This window comes from Pseudomonas sp. R1-43-08 (assembly GCF_003852255.1).
GTDB lineage: Bacteria > Pseudomonadota > Gammaproteobacteria > Pseudomonadales > Pseudomonadaceae > Aquipseudomonas.
In genome coordinates, this window is record NZ_CP027734.1 from 527,951 (window position 1) to 548,413 (window position 20,463).

General features: G+C 61.3%; 16 protein-coding genes and 1 pseudogene. 6 read left to right on the forward strand and 11 right to left on the reverse strand.

Annotated features, from left to right (window positions below):
• Window position 1: 1 nt before the first annotated feature.
• The 3 genes from C4J87_RS02240 to C4J87_RS02250 are packed head-to-tail and all read right to left on the reverse strand — an operon-like array spanning window position 2 to window position 1,756.
• Window positions 2–271 (reverse strand): phosphopantetheine-binding protein, encoded by a 270-nt coding sequence (locus C4J87_RS02240; protein WP_124365557.1) that lies wholly within the window; start codon window positions 269–271, stop codon window positions 2–4.
• Window positions 249–1,061 (reverse strand): 1-acyl-sn-glycerol-3-phosphate acyltransferase, encoded by an 813-nt coding sequence (locus tag C4J87_RS02245; RefSeq protein WP_124365558.1) that lies wholly within the window; start codon window positions 1,059–1,061, stop codon window positions 249–251. The genes C4J87_RS02240 and C4J87_RS02245 overlap by 23 nt, the downstream gene beginning before the upstream one ends.
• On the reverse strand, window positions 1,037–1,756 hold the full coding sequence (locus tag C4J87_RS02250) for a beta-ketoacyl synthase chain length factor (protein WP_124365559.1): 720 nt from the start codon (window positions 1,754–1,756) through the stop codon (window positions 1,037–1,039). The genes C4J87_RS02245 and C4J87_RS02250 overlap by 25 nt, the downstream gene beginning before the upstream one ends.
• A 315-nt stretch (window positions 1,757–2,071) precedes the next feature.
• Between C4J87_RS02250 and C4J87_RS02255 the strand changes: the two genes are divergently transcribed.
• Entirely contained in the window at window positions 2,072–2,842 is a 771-nt protein-coding gene (locus C4J87_RS02255; RefSeq protein WP_124365560.1) for a ParA family protein, read from the forward strand.
• Window positions 2,843–3,323: 481 nt separating this feature from the next.
• Window positions 3,324–3,548, forward strand: coding sequence for a DUF6124 family protein (locus tag C4J87_RS02260; protein ID WP_124365561.1), 225 nt, complete (start codon window positions 3,324–3,326; stop codon window positions 3,546–3,548).
• Between the two features lie 128 nt (window positions 3,549–3,676).
• On the opposite strand, the gene trxC is transcribed toward C4J87_RS02260, so the two are convergent.
• A complete protein-coding gene (gene trxC / locus C4J87_RS02265; RefSeq protein ID WP_124365562.1) occupies window positions 3,677–4,111 on the reverse strand; it encodes a thioredoxin TrxC in 435 nt (144 codons plus the stop codon).
• Window positions 4,112–4,334: 223 nt separating this feature from the next.
• Between trxC and C4J87_RS02270 the strand changes: the two genes are divergently transcribed.
• Window positions 4,335–4,631, forward strand: coding sequence for a type II toxin-antitoxin system HigB family toxin (locus C4J87_RS02270; protein WP_124365563.1), 297 nt, complete (start codon window positions 4,335–4,337; stop codon window positions 4,629–4,631).
• Window positions 4,628–5,029, forward strand: a complete 402-nt coding sequence (locus tag C4J87_RS02275) for a type II toxin-antitoxin system HigA family antitoxin (protein WP_124365564.1) — start codon at window positions 4,628–4,630, stop codon at window positions 5,027–5,029. The genes C4J87_RS02270 and C4J87_RS02275 overlap by 4 nt, the downstream gene beginning before the upstream one ends.
• A 4-nt stretch (window positions 5,030–5,033) precedes the next feature.
• Here the strand turns inward: C4J87_RS02275 and selO are convergent, their stop codons facing one another.
• The 5 genes and pseudogenes from selO to C4J87_RS26575 form a co-directional block, all read right to left on the reverse strand.
• A complete protein-coding gene (selO, locus tag C4J87_RS02280; protein WP_124365565.1) occupies window positions 5,034–6,497 on the reverse strand; it encodes a protein adenylyltransferase SelO in 1,464 nt (487 codons plus the stop codon).
• A 48-nt stretch (window positions 6,498–6,545) separates the two neighbouring features.
• Window positions 6,546–9,923 (reverse strand): mechanosensitive channel MscK, encoded by a 3,378-nt coding sequence (mscK, locus tag C4J87_RS02285; protein ID WP_124365566.1) that lies wholly within the window; start codon window positions 9,921–9,923, stop codon window positions 6,546–6,548.
• 49 nt (window positions 9,924–9,972) lie between these two features.
• Window positions 9,973–11,715, reverse strand: coding sequence for a potassium/proton antiporter (locus tag C4J87_RS02290; protein ID WP_124365567.1), 1,743 nt, complete (start codon window positions 11,713–11,715; stop codon window positions 9,973–9,975).
• 227 nt (window positions 11,716–11,942) lie between these two features.
• On the reverse strand, window positions 11,943–12,815 hold the full coding sequence (locus tag C4J87_RS26570; RefSeq protein WP_371850830.1) for a methyl-accepting chemotaxis protein: 873 nt from the start codon (window positions 12,813–12,815) through the stop codon (window positions 11,943–11,945).
• A pseudogene (locus C4J87_RS26575) lies at window positions 12,798–13,568 on the reverse strand (MCP four helix bundle domain-containing protein); the annotation flags it as partial. The gene C4J87_RS26570 and the pseudogene C4J87_RS26575, both read right to left, overlap by 18 nt.
• Window positions 13,569–13,844: 276 nt before the next feature.
• Between C4J87_RS26575 and C4J87_RS02300 the strand changes: the two are divergent.
• Both C4J87_RS02300 and C4J87_RS02305 read left to right on the forward strand, forming a co-directional pair.
• Complete coding sequence (locus C4J87_RS02300; RefSeq protein ID WP_124360957.1) at window positions 13,845–14,075, forward strand: hypothetical protein; 231 nt, start codon at window positions 13,845–13,847, stop codon at window positions 14,073–14,075.
• Window positions 14,072–14,362, forward strand: coding sequence for a cell division protein ZapA (locus C4J87_RS02305; RefSeq protein ID WP_057724383.1), 291 nt, complete (start codon window positions 14,072–14,074; stop codon window positions 14,360–14,362). Before C4J87_RS02300 ends, C4J87_RS02305 begins: the two co-directional genes overlap by 4 nt.
• On the opposite strand, the gene C4J87_RS02310 is transcribed toward C4J87_RS02305, so the two are convergent.
• Window positions 14,359–16,161: an acyl-CoA dehydrogenase gene (locus C4J87_RS02310; protein WP_124365569.1), complete on the reverse strand. Its 1,803-nt coding sequence runs from the start codon at window positions 16,159–16,161 to the stop codon at window positions 14,359–14,361. The genes C4J87_RS02305 and C4J87_RS02310 overlap by 4 nt on opposite strands.
• A gap of 273 nt (window positions 16,162–16,434) precedes the next feature.
• Complete coding sequence (putA, locus tag C4J87_RS02315) at window positions 16,435–20,388, reverse strand: trifunctional transcriptional regulator/proline dehydrogenase/L-glutamate gamma-semialdehyde dehydrogenase (protein ID WP_124365570.1); 3,954 nt, start codon at window positions 20,386–20,388, stop codon at window positions 16,435–16,437.
• Window positions 20,389–20,463 lie beyond the last annotated feature (75 nt).

The window sequence follows — 20,463 nt, forward strand, 5'->3', positions numbered from 1 at the left end:
CTCAAGCTGCCTGTCTGGCCGTGACGAATGCCGCAAGGCTGGCCACGTTGGTGAAGTGATTGCGCGTGTCCTTGGCGTCGGCGTCGATCTTGATGCCGTACGTTTTCTGGATGGCCAGGCCCAGTTCCAGGGCGTCGACCGAATCCAGGCCCAGGCCTTCGCCGAACAGCGTCTGGTCGCTGCCGATGTCGTCGGCACTGATGTCCTCCAGGCCCAGGGCCTCGATGATCAGCGTCTTTATCTCGTGCTCAAGGCGGTGTTGGTCGCTCATCTTCGGCGAGCTCCTTAATGAAATAGTGATGCAGGTAATCGTTGAGCTTGCGTGACGCCTGGGGCGCGGGGCCCAGTGCGGCGAACGCCTGTGGTTCTATATCGGCACCCACGCGCAAACTGAAGTGGAATCGGCATCTGGGAATGCGATACCAGGGCTCGGCCTTGGTCAGGGTGGTGGGGCTGACCTTGATCACCACCGGGGTGATGATTGTCGCACCGCGCAGCGCAATGGCCGCGCCGCCGCGATGAAAGGCAGGTGGCGCGCCGGGTGTGGTGCGGGTGCCTTCGGGAAAGATGATCAGGGTCTGGCCTGCGCGCAGGGCGTCGGCGGCCGCGTCCAGCATGTCGGCGCTGCCGTCGTTACTGATATAGCCGGCATCGCGCACCGGGCCGCGGGTGAACGGGTTCTGAAACAGGCTCTGCTTGACCACACAATTGGTCTGACGCATCAGGCCGATCAGGAACACGACGTCAATCAGCGACGGGTGGTTGGCGACGATCATCTGGCCGGGGCGGCCGAGTTTGTCCGCACCCTCGACGCTGTAGGTGAGGATGCCCAGAAACTTCATCATCCGGATAAAAAACCAGAACAGGCAACTGATGGTGTGACGTGCGCGTCGTTGATGCTGCCTGGCGTCGCCCGGCAGACAACTGAGCAGCGGGAATACCAGCAAGCGCAGGCACAGCCCGCCGACACCGAACATAAAGAAGCTGGTGGCTGTGGCGAACAGGCGCCAGTAATAGGCCTGCCGTGGTTTGTCGGTCAGGATTTGCGTCGCCAGTTCCATACTCGGTTCTTCCAGGCATGTTGGCAGGCGCCCTGTTCGGTCAGCAGGGTGCGCAGCAGGTTTAGGGCGTGGGGCCACTGGGTTTGAGTGAGTTGGACAGCGCTGCTGTTTAGTTCCAGTTGCCACTCGTCGCCGGGCGTGAGCAAAAGACCGAGCGCGTAGGGGAAGGGCACGTCGGCGATCCAGCTGGCATACGCCTCGGGCGGTTGTTCCTCGGTAATCACCAGCAATACCGCCGGGGCGCCTTCGTTGAGCAACGCGGCGGCTTCGAGCAGGCCGTGTTCGAGGCCATCGCCAGCGGCGGCGAGGGCGGTCATTTCGCTGGTTTCATTGCGCAGGATTGACCACAGGCCAATCACCGCATTGTGCACCGACAGGCTGAACTGGGTCGGCGACAGCGGCTGCTCGTTGGCCAGGTCACTGAGGATGTCGAGGGTGCGCGGGGTCTCGCCGTGGCGCGAAACAAACACCAGCGGCAGCGCTTCACGGCCTTCGGCCAGCGGCCAGCCCACACTGAATGCCATGCGCGCCAGACGGCTCAAGCGTCGGCGCTGCATGGCTGGCAAAAATGACACATCCGGGGAGGCATCGCTGGCGGGCAGCAACACCGGGTCCCGGCACCAGGCCTGCCAGTCGTCCGCACGCTCCAGGCCAGGGGCCCAGGCGCGCCATTGGGCGATGTTGAAGTTGATCACTGAGAAGTTATCCCGCCCCTGCGGGCTTCCATGTGCGGCCAATGGCCCCGGATTCCGGGACAGAGGGCAATGGCCGAATGGCGCGCATTATCCCGGTGCCGTGGGCTTCTAGCAAATATTGGTAAAAATTTGTTCACGACGGATCACAAATAAATTGGACGGATTCACAAATTGTGCGCGATAGAGGGCCGAACTGGATTGTCGGAGCGTTCCCATTCATTCGTGGGCCAGACACAGCGTATGGATGAACGAGGTAGCTAACCGGCGCTTTTGCGCTCTACACTCGGTCATTCATTGATACACGGAGGTTTTCCCATGCGGCGCGTGGTGTTCAATCAGAAAGGCGGCGTGGGCAAGTCCAGCATCGCCTGCAACCTGGCGGCGGTCAGCGCCAGCGAAGGTTACCGAACCCTGTTGGTGGACCTCGATGCACAGGCCAACTCCACCCAGTACCTTACGGGGCTGACCGGCGACGATATCCCCATGGGGATCGCCGACTTTTTCAAGCAAACCCTGTCTTCCGGGCCGTTTTCGAAGAAAAACAAGGTGGATATCTACGAAACGCCGTTCGACAACCTGCACGTCATCACCGCCACCCCGGAACTGGCAGACCTGCAGCCCAAGCTTGAGGCCAAGCACAAGATCAACAAGCTGCGAAAGCTGTTGGATGAGTTGAGCGAGGATTACGACCGCATTTACCTGGATACGCCACCGGCGTTGAATTTCTATGCGGTGTCGGCGCTGATTGCCGCTGATCGTGTGCTGATTCCCTTTGATTGCGACAGCTTCTCGCGCCAGGCCTTGTATGGCCTGTTGGCTGAAATCGAAGAATTGAAGGAAGACCACAACGAAGGCCTGGAAGTCGAAGGCATTGTGGTCAACCAGTTCCAGGCCCGGGCGAGCCTGCCGCAGCAGATCCTCGACGAATTGATTGCCGAAGGGCTGCCGGTGCTGCCGGTGTACCTGGTCAGTTCGGTGCGCATGCGCGAGTCGCATCAGGAGAGCAAGCCGCTGATTCATCTGGACCCACGGCATAAGCTGACGCTGCAGTTTGTGGAACTGCATAACCTGCTGGAAAGCGCCTGATCTTAAGGGCTGCATAGATCCAATGTGGGAGGGGGCTTGCTCCCGATAGCGGTGTGCCAGCCAGGTTATCTGTAGCTGACCCACCGCCATCGGGGGCAAGCCCCCTCCCACATTTAGTGTGCATTCCAACTGAAGTTTGGATTTGTCCCACAGAGGCTGTAGGACAGGTCTGGCAATAGGGCTTGTGCCTTGTAACCTTGCCTACAGCTACGCCAGAATCCGCCGGCTTGTGCGTCTGGATGGGCGTCTCTAAGGTTTGCCGGTCGCTGAATGTTCAGTGATCGGGTTTAGTAGCCCTAACGACCAAAGCATTTGTACCGCTCCAACAGCATGGCGTTTACCGCCTATCTGATGGTGGCTGTATGTAGGGCACCTTCGGGTGCGCCGGTCTTTGCTTTGTTCCCCGGTCTACTAACCTGCGTACAGCTGCCACCCTTCGTTTAGTAGCGGAGCGGTAGCGGCCCTATCAGGGAACAAATGCATGTCTATCAGTCTTTTCAATGTGGTACCCAACCTATCCACCGAAACCCTCGTGCTCAACAGCTACGAAACCTTCGCCTCAGTCCGCACCTTATTACTCAACCTGTCCAACGACCTCACCGGCGAACACCGCGACGTGGCCTTGGCTATCCATCAATTGAGTGAGCTTGGCGTCATGCTGGTCAGCCAAATGATGGACCGCCAAGCCCCACTGGTCCAAGGCTGAAACGCGGTCAAAATGTGGGAGGGGGCTTGCTCCCGATGGCGGTGTGTCAGTCCTGCACTTGGCAACTGATCCACTGCTATCGGGGCAAGCCCCCTCCCACATGGTTTGATGTTGTTCTGATGGGCCGGTTACACGCCTTGGCTGCGCAACCAACTCATCAATTGCGGCAACGGAAAGGCCCCACTCTGGCGCGCTATTTCGCGGCCATTCTTGAACAGAATCAAACTGGGAATCGAGCGAATCCCCAGCTGCGCCGACAACTGCTGATTGGCCTCGCTGTCCAGCTTGGCCAGCCGGCACTTGCCTTCCAACTGCCCGGCGGCCTGTCCAAATACCGGCGCAAACGACTTGCACGGCCCGCACCACTCCGCCCACACATCCACCAGCAACGGCAGGTCGCCCTTGATCTGGCTGGCGTAGTCGCCCTGTTTCAATTCAAAAGGTTTGTTCAGTAAAACCGGCTGCTTGCAGCGCCCGCATTTTGGAGCATCACCCAGGCGTTCGCCGGGGATGCGGTTGAGGCCGTTGCAATGTGGGCAAGGGATTACGAGAGGTTCAGACATCGGAGGCTCCTGGGGACTGGCCAATAGGTTGTATCTGGTGCCGAGGCTGAGATTTATCAAGGCTGGGTGCAGAGACTCATTCGCTCACAGTTTTGCCCGCGCTGCGGTGAGTCGTCTGTCTAGGCTTTTTGGTGTGCGCCACCGGTCTGTTTTTGGTTATAGCAAATTGCGATAGTCCGGATTCAGGCTTAACCTCCATAGCAAGATGCGATAAGGACGTTGCATGCGAGTGATCAGTGAAAAAAGGATCTGGGAAGCCAAGGAAAAATGGCCGCGTTCAGCAACGGCTCTGGATCAGTGGTACCGCGTCATCAAGCGCAACAACCCCGGAGACTTCGCTGCAATGAAAGCCATGTTTCCCGCGACCGACAAGGTGGGCGAATTTCATGTGTTTGATATTGGCGGTAACAAGCTGAGGCTGATTGCGTCGGTGCAGTATCGGGCGCAACGCGTTTACATCAAGCATCTGCTTGACCATCGCGATTATGAGAAAGACAAATGGAAGGAAAAAATCAGATGAGCGCGCTTATGCGAGTAGCGGCAAAGCATTGGGAATACGTTGCGCCTGTGCTGCGCAAGCCGCAAAACGAGGCAGACTACGACGCACTGGTCTGCGGTTTGGATGAGCTGTTGAGCCTGGTGGGCGATGACGAAGACAGTCCGCTGATGAGCCTAGTCGATATTTTCAGCGACTGGATCGAAGCCTACGACCGTGAACATCGTCCAATGCCAGTGGCCAGCGGTGTTGATGTGCTGCGCTACATGATGCGCGAGCACAATCTCACTCAGAGCGACCTTCCGGGGGTTGGGGCGCAATCAGTCGTCTCTGAGATATTGAGCGGAAAACGCCAGCTTAACGTGCGCCAAATTCGGTGGTTGGCCGAGCGCTTCGGGGTCTCCGTGGAGACCTTTATCTAAAGGCTCAAGACGAACAACTGATCTCCAGATGCTTGCCCCAATCCGGCGGCCGTTGTGCGTACTGCTCCATCCCCGCTTGTTCTTCAAACGGCTTGGTCAGCACCTCATGCAGCCGTCGCACTTCGCTGTAATCGCCTGACTCGGCAGCGGCGATAGCGCTTTGGGCGAGGTAATTGCGCAGGATGTACAGCGGGTTCACGGCATGCATGCGTTCACGGCGCTTTGCCTCGCTGTCGTCCCCGTCCCGGGCAACACGGGCCTTGTACAGGTCGGCCCAGGCATCGAAACCGGCCAGGTCGACAAAGTCATCGCGTAGCCGCGTGACTGCCAAGGCTGCCGGCTCATCGCCAAGACGTCGGAAAAACAGCGTGTAGTCCACGCCGCTGTTCTGCATCAGCTTGAGCAAGCGTTCCACCAGCTGCTGGTCGTCGTCTTCGGCGGTCGTCAGCCCCAGCCGGCGACGCATCAGGTCCAGGTAGTGCGCTTGATACACCGGCAGGTACAGGCCAAGGGCTTCTTTGAGGGCGTCAACGCTGATAAACGGCGTCAGCGCCTGGGCCAGCGCGCTGAGGTTCCACTGCCCGATCGGCACCTGATTGCTGAAGGAATAACGCCCCTCATGATCGGAATGGTTGCAGATGAAGTGCGCATCGAAGTCATCCAGAAACGCAAACGGCCCGAAGTCGAAGGTGATGCCCAGGATCGACATATTGTCGGTGTTCATCACGCCATGGCAGAAGCCATAGGCCTGCCATTTGGCGATCATCTCGGCATTGCGCTCGACGATTTCACGGAACATCGCAAGATACGGCTCAGGCTGTTCCCGGCACTCGGGGTAATGCAGGTTCAAGACGTGTTCAGCCAGCTCGGCCTGCTGTTCGGGCTGCTTGGTGTAATAGAAATATTCGAAATGCCCGAAGCGGATATGGCTGGGTGCCAGGCGCAACACCATCGCCCCGCGTTCCTGCTTCTCACGCCACACCGGCGTGCTGGAGCCGATCACGCACAAGGCGCGGCTGCTGGGAATGCCCAAAGCATGGAGCGCTTCGGAGGCGAGGAACTCACGGATCGAGGAGCGCAATACCGCACGCCCGTCGCCCATGCGCGAGTAGGGCGTCATGCCTGCGCCCTTGAGGTGCAGGTCCCAATGCTCACCGGCCTGGTTATACACCTCGCCCAGCAGCAGCCCTCGGCCATCACCCAGTTGCGGGGTGTAGCCGCCGAACTGGTGCCCGGAATAGACCATCGCCCGCGGTTCAGCTTCGGCCCACAGCTTGTGGCCGCCGAACAGTTCGGCAAACACGGGCGTTTCGGCCGTGGTCGGGTCGAGATCGAGCAGGGCCATGGCGGCGTCGCTCGCCACCACCAGGCGCGGCTCGTCCAGGGGCTCGGGCAGCACGTGGGTTGAGAACGCGTCGCCCAGGCGTGCGAAGCGGTTGTCGAAGGTCAGTTCGTCGAGGGCTTTCACCGGCCATCTCCAGCAGGATGCCCCCAGCGTTTTGCTGGGGGTAATTCGTTAGTCGAGTTTGCTCGGCGGTGGTTCAGGCGCGTCCGCGACCTTTCCGGCGGGCGGCTCGGGAGTGTCCTGCTCGGGCGCGACGATGGTCTTGTGCTCGTCTTCCACCGGAACCAGTTTGTATTCGTGGCCTTGCATGTTTTTCAGGTACACCTCCATCTGCCTGAACGAGATGTTGATGTGCTGTTTCTTGAACTCACGGTTGATAAAGCGGTTGACCTCGTCCAGCACAGGGTTGCGGTCGCCCAGGTCGCGCACATGCATGCGCAGCTCGTGGTCGAGGGTGCTTTCGCCGAAGTTGAGGAAATACACGTGGGGCTCGGGCTCTTTGAGTACCCGTGGGTTTTCCTTGGCGGCCTTGAGTAACAATTCCTTCACCAGATCCAGGTCGGAGCCGTAGTCCACGCCCAGTTTCAAGGTGACCCGGGTGATGGTGTCGGTCAGCGACCAGTTGATCAGTTGCCCGGTAATGAAGGTCTTGTTCGGGACAATGATGTCCTTGTTGTCGAAATCGGTGATGGTGGTGGCGCGAATGCGGATCTTGCTCACCGTGCCCGACAGGTTGCCGATGGTGATGGTGTCGCCGATGCGCACGGGGCGTTCGAACAGGATCATGATGCCGGAGATGAAGTTGGCGAAGATTTCCTGCATGCCGAAGCCCAGGCCGACCGACAGCGCGGCCACCAACCATTGCAACTTGTCCCAGCTCACGCCCAGGGTGGACAAGGTGGAGACAAAACCTACGCCGGCAATCACATAGGACAGCAGCGTCGTGGTGGCATAGGCGCTGCCTTGTGCGAGCTCCAGTTTGGACAGCACCAATACTTCGAGTAGACCGGGCAGGTTGCGTGCCAGGGCGAAGGTGATACCGATGATGATCAGCGCGCCGAGCATGTCGCCGATGCTGATCGGCACCATGCTGATATTCGAGCCGGTGCCGCTGGTGTATTCGTACAGCGTGACGTTATCGAGGTAGGAAAATACCGAGATCAGGTCCGACCAGACCCAGTACAGGGCTGCGATAAAGCCCCCGAGCAAGGCCAGGCGGATCAGGCGCAAGGATTGCTCGTTGACCTTTTCGATGTCCAGGGTGGGCTCTTCCACCACCGCTTCGCCTTCACCGGCTTCCTTGGCGGCCTGGCGTTTGGCCAGGGCGCGCGCATAGGCCAGGCGTCGGGCGGCAACGCTCAGCCAGCGCACGAAGGTGGCTTCGATTACCAGCCAGAACATCAGCAGGTACAGGGTGTTGATCAAGCGGTCGCTGAGTTTCAGTGCGGTGTAGTAGTAGCCAAAGCACACGGCAATAAACAATGCGACGGGCAGTGCGGTGAAGACCAGCCCGATCGTCTTGCGAAACAGCGAAGCTTTTTCATGGGTGGGGCTGTTCAGCAGCAGGCGACTGAGCAACCACGCCATTAAGGCATAGCAGGTGAGGACCACGGCGATGCCCAGCACATCTTCGGCGAGCGCCGCCGGTTGGTGCTCGGCGATTGCCACCACGGCCACCAGGGCCAGTACCACCAGCCCGAGCTTGCGTACCCAGCCTTGCAGGAATTCCACCTGGGGCTTTTCCCAGCGAAAGTGCAGCTCGGCCACACCGCCGGGCGCCAGGATGCGGTAAGCGGTGTAGAACACCAGCCACGCCTGGGCGATCTGCAACAAAGCCGAGCCCAGGTTGGCGTTTTGCCCACGGGCGTCGATCTGCAACGCATAGCCGCACAGCGCCAGGCCCAGGGACACCGGCATCGCCAGCAGGATATTGATCAGGATCGCCTGGGGCGTGTGCCACTGGCTGTCGCGCTTGAAGTGACCGATGTCCAGGTGAACTTTGTTGAGGCGCTGATACAGCGCCTTGCGCCGCCACAGCAGCGCGCCGATCAACAGCAGCAGCGGCAGGAACAGCCACGGGCGCTGGGTCAGGCCGTCATACAGTTCGCTGACGCTGGAGGCCCAGGGCAGGGTGGTGATTTGCTTGCTCAGGTGCGCCGGTACGGTTTCCAGCCACTCGGTGTCCAGCGGCTTGTTGCTCGGGATCCAGAACATCTGCTCATCGAGCGTGGCGCGCAGGGTGGTGGCGGTGCTCAGCAGTTGTTTCTGGTTCAGTTGCAGGGTGATGGATTCGTTGAGCAGTGCGCTCAATTCACGGCTCAGGCGCTCCAGCAGGTCGCTGCGCGTAATTGCCAGTTCCAGCAGGGTGCGACGCAATTGCGGGGTGACCTCGTCCGGCGGTTGGTTGGCCAGCAGGTTATCCACATACGCGCTGGGCGAGCTGATCAGCTCGCGCTGCTGGTTGACCTCGAACTGGTACAGGCGAATGTTGGCGATGTCGTCGGCCAGGTCACGGTCGACGGTCAGGCGTGGCAGCGCCTGCTTCTGTTTGTAGAGGATCTTGGACAGCAGCAGGCTGCCCTTGAGCACGTTGATCTGCTCGTCCAGCGCTGAATCGCTTTGGGTGACGGTGTCCAGTTGCTGCTTGGTCTGCAGGTTTTTCTGGGTCAGGTCGTTGAGGCGGTCGGTGCTCTTGAGCAAGTAGTCGGAGAGCTTCAGGTTGGCCGCGCTTTCCGTGGCCAGCAAGCTGCTGCCGCCGGCTTTCTGTGCTTCGATGGACTGTTGGGTCACCGTCTGCTGGGACTGGGCCAGGCGTTTCTGGTTGATCAGGGTTTGCAGGTCCTGGATTTCCTGCTCCAGGCGCGCGGTTTTTTCCTGGATCAGGTCGTGCTGGCTGTTGCCCAGGTCTTGCAACTGGCTGTTGCCGGCCAGTTCCTGGCGGCGCAGGGGGATCAGCGCATTCAGGGCGGCGAGTTCGGCGTTGAGCTGGTTGCGCTGGTCGGCGCTGAGGGCTTTGCCGTTGTCTTTGCCGGTCTTGAGGGTCGCATTGATCTGCTGGATGCGCGTCTGGCTGCTGCTGATCTCGGTCTGGGCGCGCTCGGGGCGGGTTTGGGCGGCGATGGTCAGGCTATTGGCGTCGGCCAGTTCTTTTTGCAAATCACCTTGCTGGGTGGTGCGTTGCACCAGCAATTGTTCAAGCTGCGGCACGGGCAGGCTGGCGTAGCGTTGGGCCACCGGGATGATTTTGGTGGCCTTGAGCCGAGTCAGTTCGCGCTGGTTGTCCGTCGTCTGGCGCGGGGCATCTTCCAGCTGGCGCTTCAGGTCTGCCAGGCGCTGCTCGTACTCTTGCTTGTTAGCCAGGAACGTCAGGGTCTGTTGCAGGATGCTCTGCAACGCCTTCATGTCGGCGTCGGGCAGCTTGCGGTCGGGCAGTTTGTCCAGGGTTTGCTGGACGGCGTCGGCGCTGGGTGGGTCGGCCGCGTGAACGGTGCCAACACAAAGAGTCAGGCCCAGCAGGGCAGTGGCGAGAAAAGTGCGCAGGGTTGGCATAGAGACCGGTCGAGCTAGATGAAGAATCGGGGCGTTGTGGCCCCGCAGTTTAGAGGAAGAGACCGGGGCCCGGGCGACTTCCTTCGGGGAATCTGACGCCGACTTTGCCAATCTTGTTCCCGTCCATGACCGCGACGGTCCAGATGGTGTTGTTCCACTCCACCTGGTCGCCCACCACCGGCGCGCCGCCGACTTTCTGGGTGATGAAGCGGCTCAACGGCATGTCCGGGTCGATACCCTCGAGCTTGAGCCCGTACAAGGCCGACACCGCGCCGAGTTGGGCGTCGCCTTCGAGTACGAAGTCGCCGAAGAAGCGCAGGTCGAGGCCGCGTTGTGGGGCCTGGCTGAACAGTTTGCCCAAGGCCGGCAGGTTGTGTTCATGGCCGATGACGCAGAGCAAATCATCGACTTCCAGCACCGTACTACCCGACGGGTGGAGCAGTTGCTGGCCACGGAACAGCGCCGCGATCCGCGTACCCTCGGGCATTTTCAACTCGCGCAGGGCGGCGCCGATGCACCACTTTTCCGCGCCCAGGCGGTAGACGAACAGCTCCCACTCGCTGGTGACGTGCACTTCCAGGGCCGCGCGAGAAATCGGCGCCGGGTCTGGCGGTACGGTGACTTTCAGCAACTTGGCCACCCACGGCAGGCTGGTGCCCTGCACCAGCAGCGACACCAGCACGATAAAGAACGCCAGGTTGAAGTACAGCTGGGCATGGGGCAGGCCGGCCATCAGCGGGAACACCGCGAGGATGATCGGCACCGCGCCGCGCAGGCCGACCCAGGCGATAAAGGCTTTTTCCCGGCCGTGGAACGCCTTGAAGGGCAACAGGCCGACCATCACCGACAGCGGCCGTGCAAACAGGATCATCCACAGTGCCAGGCCCAGCGCCGGCAGGGCGATCGGCAGCAAGTCATGGGGCGTGACCAGCAGGCCCAGCACCAGGAACATGCCGATCTGCGCCAGCCAGGCCATGCCGTCGAGCATATGCAGGATGCCATGACGGCTGCGCACCGGACGGTTGCCGATCACCAGGCCGCACAGGTACACGGCGAGAAAGCCGCTGCCGTGCAAGGCGTTGGTCAGCGCAAAGACGAACAGGCCGCCGGCGATCACCAGGATCGGGTACAGGCCGGTGGCCAGGTTGATGCGGTTGACCATCTGCAGCATCAGCCAGCCGCCGCCCAGGCCGACCAGGCCGCCGATACCGAACTCGCGGATCAGGTGGGTCAGCAGGCTCCAATGCAGGCCGGTCTGGCCGCTGGCGAGCATGTCGATCAAGGTCACGGTGAGGAACACCGCCATCGGGTCGTTGCTGCCGGATTCGATTTCCAGGCTGGCGGTCACCCGTTCGTTCAGGCCCTTGCCGCCCAGCAGCGAGAACACGGCTGCGGCGTCGGTGGAGCCGACGATGGCGCCGATCAGCAAGCCCTGCACGATGTTGAGGTCGAACAGCCAGGCCGCGGCCATGCCAGTGAGGCCGGTGGTGATCAACACGCCCACCGTGGCCAGGGACAACGCAGGCCAGAGTGCCACGCGGAAACTCGCCACCCGCGTGCGCAAACCGCCGTCGAGCAGGATCACGGCCAGCGCCAGGTTGCCCACCAGGTAGGCGGTCGGGTAGTTATCGAAGATGATGCCGCCGCCATCGACGCCGGCGATCATGCCCACGGCCAGGATGATCACCAGGATCGGGATGCCCAGGCGCGACGACAGAGAACTCACCAGAATGCTCGCACTCACCAGCAACGCGCCGATCAAGAACAGGCTGTTGATGGTCGTCGCATTCAAAGGCAGTACTCCAGAGCAGGGAAAGACAGGGCGCAAACTGACCATGCAGTCTGCGTGCCAGGGATTCTAACCTGTTGAATTGCTGCGCTGTCAAAAGATCGTTCCCACGCTTTGCGTGGGAACGCCTCATTGGACGCTGCGCGTCCGCTCTTGACGTCGTGACGCAAAGCGTCACCTGAGGCATTCCCACGCGGAGCGTGGGAACGATCAAGCCCCCTCCCACATTTTTACAGCCGGAAGCGGCCCACCATGCCGTTCAAATCCACTGCCAGGCGCGACAACTCGCTGCTCGCCGCGCTGGTCTGGCTGGCGCCTGTCGCCGATTGCACCGACAGATCGCGGATATTCACCAGGTTACGGTCGACTTCCCGCGCGACCTGCGCCTGCTCTTCCGCTGCACTGGCGATCACCAGGTTGCGCTCGTTGATCTCGACAATTGCCGTGTTGATGGTGTCCAGCGACATCCCTGCGCCCTTGGCGATGTTCAGCGTGGATTCGGCGCGCTCAGTGCTGTTGCGCATCGAATCCACCGCATGCTCGGTGCCGGCCTGGATGCTGCCGATCATGCGCTCGATCTCGCTGGTGGACTGCTGGGTGCGATGGGCCAACGCGCGTACCTCGTCCGCCACTACCGCAAAACCACGCCCGGCCTCACCGGCCCGCGCCGCTTCGATGGCCGCGTTGAGGGCCAGCAGGTTGGTCTGGTCGGCCAGGCCACGGATCACGTCCAGCACTTTGCCGATATCGCGGGATTCATTGGCCAACTCACCGATCAAGGTGGCGGTGGCTTGCACGTCGCCGCTCATGCGTTCGATGGCGCTGACGGTTTCCTGTACCAGGTCACGGCCATCACCGGCCGAGGTGGTGGCGTTGCGCGAGGCTTCAGAGGTGCTCACGGCATTACGGGCGACTTCCTCGACCGCACTGGTCATCTCGTTCACGGCGGTGGCGGCCTGTTCGATCTCATTGTTCTGCTGGGTCAGGCCACGCGCGCTTTCGTCGGTGACGGCGTTGAGCTCTTCGGCGGCCGACGCCAGCTGCGTGGCGGAGCCGGCGATACGTTGCAGGGTGTCGCGCAGTTTGTCCTGCATCTTGGCCATGGCGGCGAGCAGGCGGCCGGCCTCATCGTTGCCGTCGACTTTGATCGGGCGCGTGAGGTTGCCTTCGGCCACTTCTTCGGCCGCTTCCAGCGCTTGGGAAATCGGCACGGTGATGCTGCGGGTCAGCAGCCAGGCGAACAACAGGGTCAGCGCAGTGGCGATCACCAGCAGGCCCACGACCATGTTGAAAGCCAGGTCGTACTGGTCTTTGGCCTGCTGGTTGGTGTCCAGGGCCATGCTGTTATTGATTTCCAGCAGGCGGCCGAGCACCGCATTGACCTGCTCGGAGTTGTTCAGCAGTTCGGTGTTGAGCAGGGCGCGCAATTCGTCGACCTGGTTGGCCCGGGACAGGCTTTTCATGCGCTCTTCGATCTGATGGTACTGGGCCAGCAATCGCACGTATTCATCGTAGGTCGCGCGTTCTTCGCGGCTCTCGATCAGCTTTTCATACACGCCCTGGGCGGTGCGGATCTGCTGGTTGCGCACGTCGAAGGCTTCCAGGGTTTTTTGCTGTACCTCCGGCTCGCGGTTGGTGAGCAAGCGGTACGACAACACGCGCAGGCGCAAGGTCAGCTGGGTGAATTCGTCGAGGGCGCGGATGCTTGGCACGCTGGACAGGGTGATGTCTTCGGTGGCAGCACGGATCTTGCTCATCTGGTTCAGGGCGAACACGCCGAGAAACAACATCAACGCGCCGATAAACGCGAAGCCGAGGAAAGCCCTCGGGGCGATATTCATATTACGAAGGGACATGCTGGAATCCTGGGAGAAGCGCGATCCGTGCGGCCATGAGACGGGGTGTGCATCGCGTATCGGCCCTGCGACTAAAGTCTTAAGGGGGCGCGCGCTTTTGTCGCAGCTGACCGGGGGTTGCACGGATTCAGGAACCAGATCGGGTAATTGCAGTCACTAAGGCTCGAAAGCGCGGCCCGGCCCTTGAACATCGGGCTGCGCGCCGGGGATAACCCTGGCATCCGAGGTGAATTTTCTTTATCGTCACCGCCCTTTTAAAAAGCCCGAGAAATCAAAATGTTAGAAGCATCCCTCAGCCAACTGGAACAACTGGTCAACGACCTGGTACAGCAGAACCAGGACCTGCTGAGCAGCAACGAATCCCTCAAGGCGCAGCTGGCCCAGGCCAAGGACGAAAACGACAGCCTGCAACTGAACCTGATGGAACAGGAAGAAAAGCATGGCGCCACCGCCGCCCGCATCCAGGCACTGGTTGAGCGTGTGAGCGCAGGGCCTGTCAGCGCATGAATGAAGGGATAAAGGTCGTTTCGATTCTCGGTGAGGATTACTCGATCAAGGCGCCGGCCGGGGAAGACCAGACCCTGATGCACGCCGTGACCATGCTCAAGGCTTCCCTGGCCACGACCAAGAAAAAGTACCCTACCCTCATTGGTGACAAATTATTGGTATTGGCCGCGCTGAACCTGTGCGCCGAGCAGATCGAAATGCAGCAGGCTCACCAACAGGAACTCGACCGTTACCAAGAGCAAGTCAGCGCCACGGTCGAGGTGATTTCCAAGGCGATCCAGCCTTAGAACCACGCATCCTGCATGCCCAGGCACGTATCGTCGCGTGCCTCCAGAATCGCCAGTTCATGATGGCAGCTTGGTACTTCCCAGGTCAGGAAGTACCGGGCGGCCTGGAGCTTGCCTTTATAGAAGGCCACATCGGCCGCATTGCCCTTGGCCAGACCTTCTTCGGCGCGAATCGCCTGTTCCAGCCAGCGCCAGCCAATCACCGTGTGCCCGAACACTTTCAGGTACAGCGCCGAGTTCGCCAGGCTGCTGTTGATCTTGCCCTGGGCGAGATCGCTCAGCAGGCCGAGGGTGACCGTTTGCAGGCGATTGACCAATTGCTCCAGCGGTTCCCTCAGTGCGGTGAGCGATGGGTATGGCTGCGCTCGGGCACCTGTCTCGGCGATCAATCGAATCAATTGCTTGAGCCCGGCCCCGCCGTTCTGCGCCAACTTACGCCCAAGCAGGTCCAGGGACTGGATGCCATGGGTGCCTTCGTGGATCGGATTCAGGCGGTTATCGCGATAGTACTGCTCGACCGGGTACTCGCGGGTATAGCCATGGCCGCCGAGAATCTGGATCGCCAGTTCGTTGGCCTTGAGGCAGAACTCTGACGGCCAGGATTTGACGATGGGGGTCAGCAGGTCCAGCAACTCGTGGGCTTGTTTGCGTTCGGTTTCGCTTGGCAGGGTGGTGGTGTCGTCGAACAGGCGTGCGGCGTACAGGCCCAGGTCGAAGGCGCCTTCCACGTAGGCCTTTTGGGTCAGCAGCATACGCTTGATATCGGCGTGCTGGATGATCGACACCGGCGCGGTGCTTGGGTCCTTGCTGTCCGGCAGGCGGCCTTGCGGACGCTCGCGGGCGTACTCCAGCGAGTAGAGATAGCCCGCGTAACCGAGCATCACCGCGCCCATGCCGACGCCGATCCGTGCCTCGTTCATCATCTGGAACATGCAACTCAGGCCCTGGTGCGGTTTGCCCACCAGATAGCCGACACAGTTGCCGTTATCGCCAAAATTGAGTGCTGTGGACGTGGTGCCGCGCCAGCCCATCTTGTGAAACAGCCCGGCCAGCAGTACATCGTTGCGCTCGCCCAGGCTGCCGTCAGCGTTGACCAGGAATTTGGGCACGATAAACAGCGAAATGCCCTTCACCCCGGCCGGTGCATCGGGCAGCTTGGCCAGCACCATATGCACGATGTTTTCCGACAGCGGATGGTCGCCACCGGAGATGAAGATCTTGTTGCCTTTCAGCCGATAGCTGCCGTCAGCCGCAGGCTCCGCGCGGGTACGAATATCCGACAGGGATGAGCCAGCGTGCGGCTCGGTCAAGGCCATGGTGCCGAAGAAGCGGCCTTCGATCATCGGTTGCAGGAAGCGCTGTTTCTGCTCCTCGGTGCCGAAACTTTCGATCAGGTTGGCGGCGCCCATGGTCAGGAACGGATAAGACGTAGAGGCCGCGTTGGCGGATTGGAAGTGAGCGAAGCAGGCCTGGGACAGCAGGGTCGGCAACTGCATGCCGCCGGCTTCGAAGCTGCGGGCGGCATTGAGGAAACCGGCTTCCAGGAAAGCATCCACCGCCGGTTTCACTTCCGGAATCAGAATCGCCTTACCGTCTTCGTAACGCGGTTCGTTCTCGTCGTTTTTCCGGTTGTGAGGCGCGAAGTACTTTTCGGCAATGTTGCGCGCTGTGCTGATGGCGGCGTCGAAGGTTTCGCGATTGTGCTCGGCAAACCGCTCGCGCTGGGTCAGGCCCTCGGCATCGAGGACTTCATACAGCTCGAAAGCCAGATTGCGGGAACTGAGCAGCGTCTCGGACATGGCGGCTTACCTTTAAGGAATTGCCGTGAGTCTAAGTGCGCGAATAGAGGCTGGATAGCAAGATTGATCTGGGTGATGGAGGAGCAAAACGCAGGCAGGGAATTGAACTGAGGCCAAATGTGGGAGGGGGCTTGCCCCCGATAGCAGTGTGTTTAAGATCGTTCCCACGCTCTGCGTGGAAACGCCTCTCTTGACGCTCCGCGTCACGCTTCTGGACGCAGAGCGTCCTTGAGCTGCGTTCCCACGCGGAGCGTGGGAACGATCAGCCCGCGTTTAACCGATGGTCATCAGGCTCGCATTACCGCCGGCAGCAGCGGTGTTAACGCTCAACGCCCGCTCGATCACCAACCGCTCCAGGGCAATGGACGTCTCACCCTGGGATAAACCATGCACCCCAACAATCGCCCCACCGCGCTGCGCCACTTGCTGGCACACCGCACGCAGTTGGTCGGAATCACCGTGATGCAGGACAGCGTCGAACACCACGTCGTCCTTGGTCCAGTCGGCCACGCGCTTGATCTTCGCCTGAATATCTTTCGGCAGGCGTGGGAACACGGCCTTGGTCAGTTCGGTTTCCGGCCATACCGCCGAACCGCCTACCGCCAATACCGCAGCGAGTTGGGTCAGCAGGTCACCTTCCACTTCCGCCAGGCACAGCACGTGTTCACGCGGCAGGATCGCATAGCTGTTGCGCTCGCCGGTCGGGCCGGCCAGTTGGCGGGTGATACCGCTTTGCGACTGGGCGGCGAATTGGCTGCACAGGGCGCTCAGTTCGCTGAAGTTGTGGCTGTCGGCCCAGGTTTTCAACGCGGTCAGCGGTTGGCTCATGGCGTCGCGCAGGCGCAGGTCCGGTGCAGTCAATGCGTCGCCACGTACGAAGGATTGCTCGATCGCATCGGTAGGACGAGTCGACAGCAGGCGGTACAGGTACAGCGGGCCACCGGCTTTCGGGCCGGTACCCGACAGGCCTTCGCCGCCGAACGGCTGCACGCCCACCACGGCACCCACGATGTTTCGGTTGACGTAGACGTTACCGGCATTGACGTTGTCGATCACCTTGGCGATGGTCTCGTCGATGCGGGTGTGCACGCCCAGGGTCAGGCCGTAGCCGGAGGCATTGATCTGGCCGATGAGCTGGTCGATCTCTTTGCGCTTGTAGCGCACCACGTGCAGCACCGGGCCGAAGATTTCGCGTTGCAGCTCGTCGAAGCTTTCCAGTTCGATCAGGGTGGGCATCACGAAGGTGCCACGCTTGATCTCTTCGCCATCGGCGATCGCCACCTGATAAACGTTGCGGCCTTTGTCGCGCATGGCCTGGATGTGTTTCTCGATACCAGCCTTGGCTTCGGCGTCGATCACCGGGCCGATATCCACCGACAGGCGTTCCGGGTTACCCAGGCGGCATTCCGCCATGGCGCCCTTGAGCATTTCGATGACACGGTCTGCCGAATCTTCCTGCAGGCACAACACGCGCAGGGCCGAGCAACGTTGGCCGGCGCTGTCGAAGGCCGACGACACCACGTCAATCACCACTTGTTCGGTGAGCGCCGAGGAATCCACGATCATGGCGTTCTGGCCACCGGTTTCGGCGATCAGCGGAATCGGACGGCCCTGGGCATCCAGGCGACCGGCGACATTGCGTTGCAGCAAGCGCGCAACCTCGGTGGAGCCAGTGAACATCACGCCTTTGACACGATCATCACCGACCAGGCGGGCACCGACACTTTCGCCCTGGCCTGGCAGCAATTGCAGCACGCCTTGCGGGATGCCGGCTTCGAGCAGGATGCGCACGGCCTGGGCGGCGACCAACGGGGTTTGTTCGGCGGGTTTGGCCAGCACCGGGTTACCGGCAGCCAATGCCGCCGCCACCTGGCCGCTGAAGATCGCCAGCGGGAAGTTCCACGGGCTGATGCACACCACCGGACCCAACGGGCGGTGGGCGTCGTTGGTGAAATCATTACGCGCCTGCACCGCGTAGTAGCGCAGGAAGTCCACGGCTTCGCGCACTTCAGCGATGGCATTGGCGAAGGTCTTGCCGGCTTCACGGGCCAGCAGGCCCATCAATGGCTGGATCTCGCCTTCCATCAGGTCGGCGGCGCGCTCCAGAATTGCGGCGCGTTCGGCGGGCGGGGTGGCCTGCCAGATCGGGGCGGCGCTGATGGCGCACTGGATGGCATTGTCGACGTCTTCGACGGTGGCCTCCTGAACGTGACCGACCACATCGCGCACGTCGGACGGGTTCAGCACCGCTGCAGCCGGTTGCTCGCTGGCGGCGCAACCGAGCATCGGCGCGGCTGTCCAGTCGTTGTGGGCGGTGGCCAGCAGGGCGCAGGACAACGATGCCAGGCGATGCTCGTTGGCCAGGTCGATACCGGCCGAGTTGGCGCGGTCGCTGCCGTACAGGTCACGCGGCAGCGGGATACGCGGGTGCGGCAGGCCGAAGCCGCCTTCCGCTGTCGCCATCTGCTCGATGTTCGCCACTGGATCGGCTACCAGCTCCTGAATCGAGATGGAGTGGTCGGCGATGCGGTTGACGAACGAGGTGTTCGCACCGTTTTCCAGCAAGCGGCGCACCAGGTACGCCAGCAGTGTTTCGTGAGTGCCGACCGGTGCGTACACGCGGCACGGACGGTTCAGCTTGCCTTCGGAAACTTTGCCCACCACTTGTTCGTACAGCGGTTCACCCATGCCGTGCAGGCATTGGAACTCGTACTGGCCGGGGTAATAGTTCTGACCGGCAATGTGATAGATGGCCGACAGCGTATGGGCGTTGTGCGTGGCGAACTGCGGGTAGATGGCTTCCGGCACCGACAGCAGTTTGCGTGCGCAGGCAATGTAGGAAACGTCGGTGTACACCTTGCGGGTGTACACGGGGTAGCCTTCCAGGCCTTCAACCTGGGCGCGCTTGATTTCGCTGTCCCAGTACGCGCCTTTGACCAGACGGATCATCAGGCGGTGGCGGCTGCGGCGTGCCAGGTCGATCACGTAGTCGATCACGTAAGGGCAACGCTTCTGGTAGGCCTGGATCACGAAACCGATACCGTTCCAGCCAGTCAGTTGCGGCTCGAAGCACAGGCGCTCGAGCAGGTCCAGGGACAACTCGAGGCGGTCGGCTTCTTCGGCATCGATGTTCAGGCCGATGTCGTATTGCTTGGCCAACAGGGTCAGCGACAACAGGCGCGGGTACAGTTCGTCCATCACCCGCTCGTACTGCGCGCGGCTGTAACGCGGGTGCAGGGCGGAGAGCTTGATGGAGATGCCTGGGCCTTCATAGATCCCACGGCCGTGGGACGCTTTGCCGATGGAGTGAATGGCTTGTTCGTACGAAGCCAGGTACTTCTGGGCGTCGTGTTCGGTGAGGGCGGCTTCCCCGAGCATGTCGTAGGAATAGCGGAAGCCCTTGGCTTCGAACTTGCTCGCGTTGGCCAGGGCTTCGGCGATGGTCTCGCCGGTGACGAACTGTTCACCCATCAGGCGCATGGCCATGTCGACGCCCTTGCGGATCATCGGCTCGCCGCTTTTGCCGATGATGCGGCTCAGGGACGAGGTCAAGCCTGCTTCGTTATGGGTCGCGACCAGTTTGCCGGTCAACAGCAGGCCCCAGGTAGCAGCATTGACGAACAGCGACGGGCTGTTGCCCAGGTGGGGGTGCCAGTTGCCGGTGCTGATCTTGTCGCGAATCAGCGCATCGCGCGTGCCTTTGTCGGGGATGCGCAGCAGCGCTTCGGCCAGGCACATCAGCGCCACGCCTTCCTGGGACGACAGGGAAAATTCCTGCAGCAGGCCCTGAACGATACCGGCACGGCCGCCAGCGCTTTTCTGGTTGCGCAATTTTTCCGCAATCGTGGCGGCCAGCTTGTTGGTGGCTTCGGCCATCTCTACCGGCAGGCGCGCCTGCTCGATCAACATCGGCACCACTTCCGGCTCGGGGCGACGGTAAGCGGCGGTGATCGAGGCGCGCAGTACCGATTGCGGCAGGATGCTCTCGGCGAACTCAAGGAAGCACTGGTGGGCGTGGTCATGCTGGACTTCGCCAGCGTCGTCGGCATCCTTGCTGCCCGAGCCGTTGAGCTCGGAAAGGGTTGCACCACCCTCGAGTTTCTCCAGGTAATTGAAAATTGCCTGTTTGATCAGCCAGTGCGGCGTGCGATCAATGGAGGACGCGGCAGCCTTCAGGCGCTCGCGGGTCGGGTCGTCGAGTTTGACCCCAAGGGTGGTCGTAGCCATTTTCTTATCCTCATGGGTGCCACTACCGAGTGGCATCTGCTGGCGGCAAGATTAGCCTCGCCCATGAAGAGGTGC

Coding starts and splice junctions, on each gene's coding strand:
- C4J87_RS02240 (WP_124365557.1), bottom strand. CDS start 271: ATGAGCGACCAACACCGCCTTGAGCACGAGATAAAGACGCTGATCATC.
- C4J87_RS02245 (WP_124365558.1), bottom strand. CDS start 1,061: ATGGAACTGGCGACGCAAATCCTGACCGACAAACCACGGCAGGCCTAT.
- C4J87_RS02255 (WP_124365560.1), top strand. CDS start 2,072: ATGCGGCGCGTGGTGTTCAATCAGAAAGGCGGCGTGGGCAAGTCCAGC.
- C4J87_RS02260 (WP_124365561.1), top strand. CDS start 3,324: ATGTCTATCAGTCTTTTCAATGTGGTACCCAACCTATCCACCGAAACC.
- trxC (WP_124365562.1), bottom strand. CDS start 4,111: ATGTCTGAACCTCTCGTAATCCCTTGCCCACATTGCAACGGCCTCAAC.
- C4J87_RS02270 (WP_124365563.1), top strand. CDS start 4,335: ATGCGAGTGATCAGTGAAAAAAGGATCTGGGAAGCCAAGGAAAAATGG.
- C4J87_RS02275 (WP_124365564.1), top strand. CDS start 4,628: ATGAGCGCGCTTATGCGAGTAGCGGCAAAGCATTGGGAATACGTTGCG.
- mscK (WP_124365566.1), bottom strand. CDS start 9,923: ATGCCAACCCTGCGCACTTTTCTCGCCACTGCCCTGCTGGGCCTGACT.
- C4J87_RS26570 (WP_371850830.1), bottom strand. CDS start 12,815: ATGGCCAAGATGCAGGACAAACTGCGCGACACCCTGCAACGTATCGCC.
- C4J87_RS02300 (WP_124360957.1), top strand. CDS start 13,845: ATGTTAGAAGCATCCCTCAGCCAACTGGAACAACTGGTCAACGACCTG.
- C4J87_RS02305 (WP_057724383.1), top strand. CDS start 14,072: ATGAATGAAGGGATAAAGGTCGTTTCGATTCTCGGTGAGGATTACTCG.
- C4J87_RS02310 (WP_124365569.1), bottom strand. CDS start 16,161: ATGTCCGAGACGCTGCTCAGTTCCCGCAATCTGGCTTTCGAGCTGTAT.
- putA (WP_124365570.1), bottom strand. CDS start 20,388: ATGGCTACGACCACCCTTGGGGTCAAACTCGACGACCCGACCCGCGAG.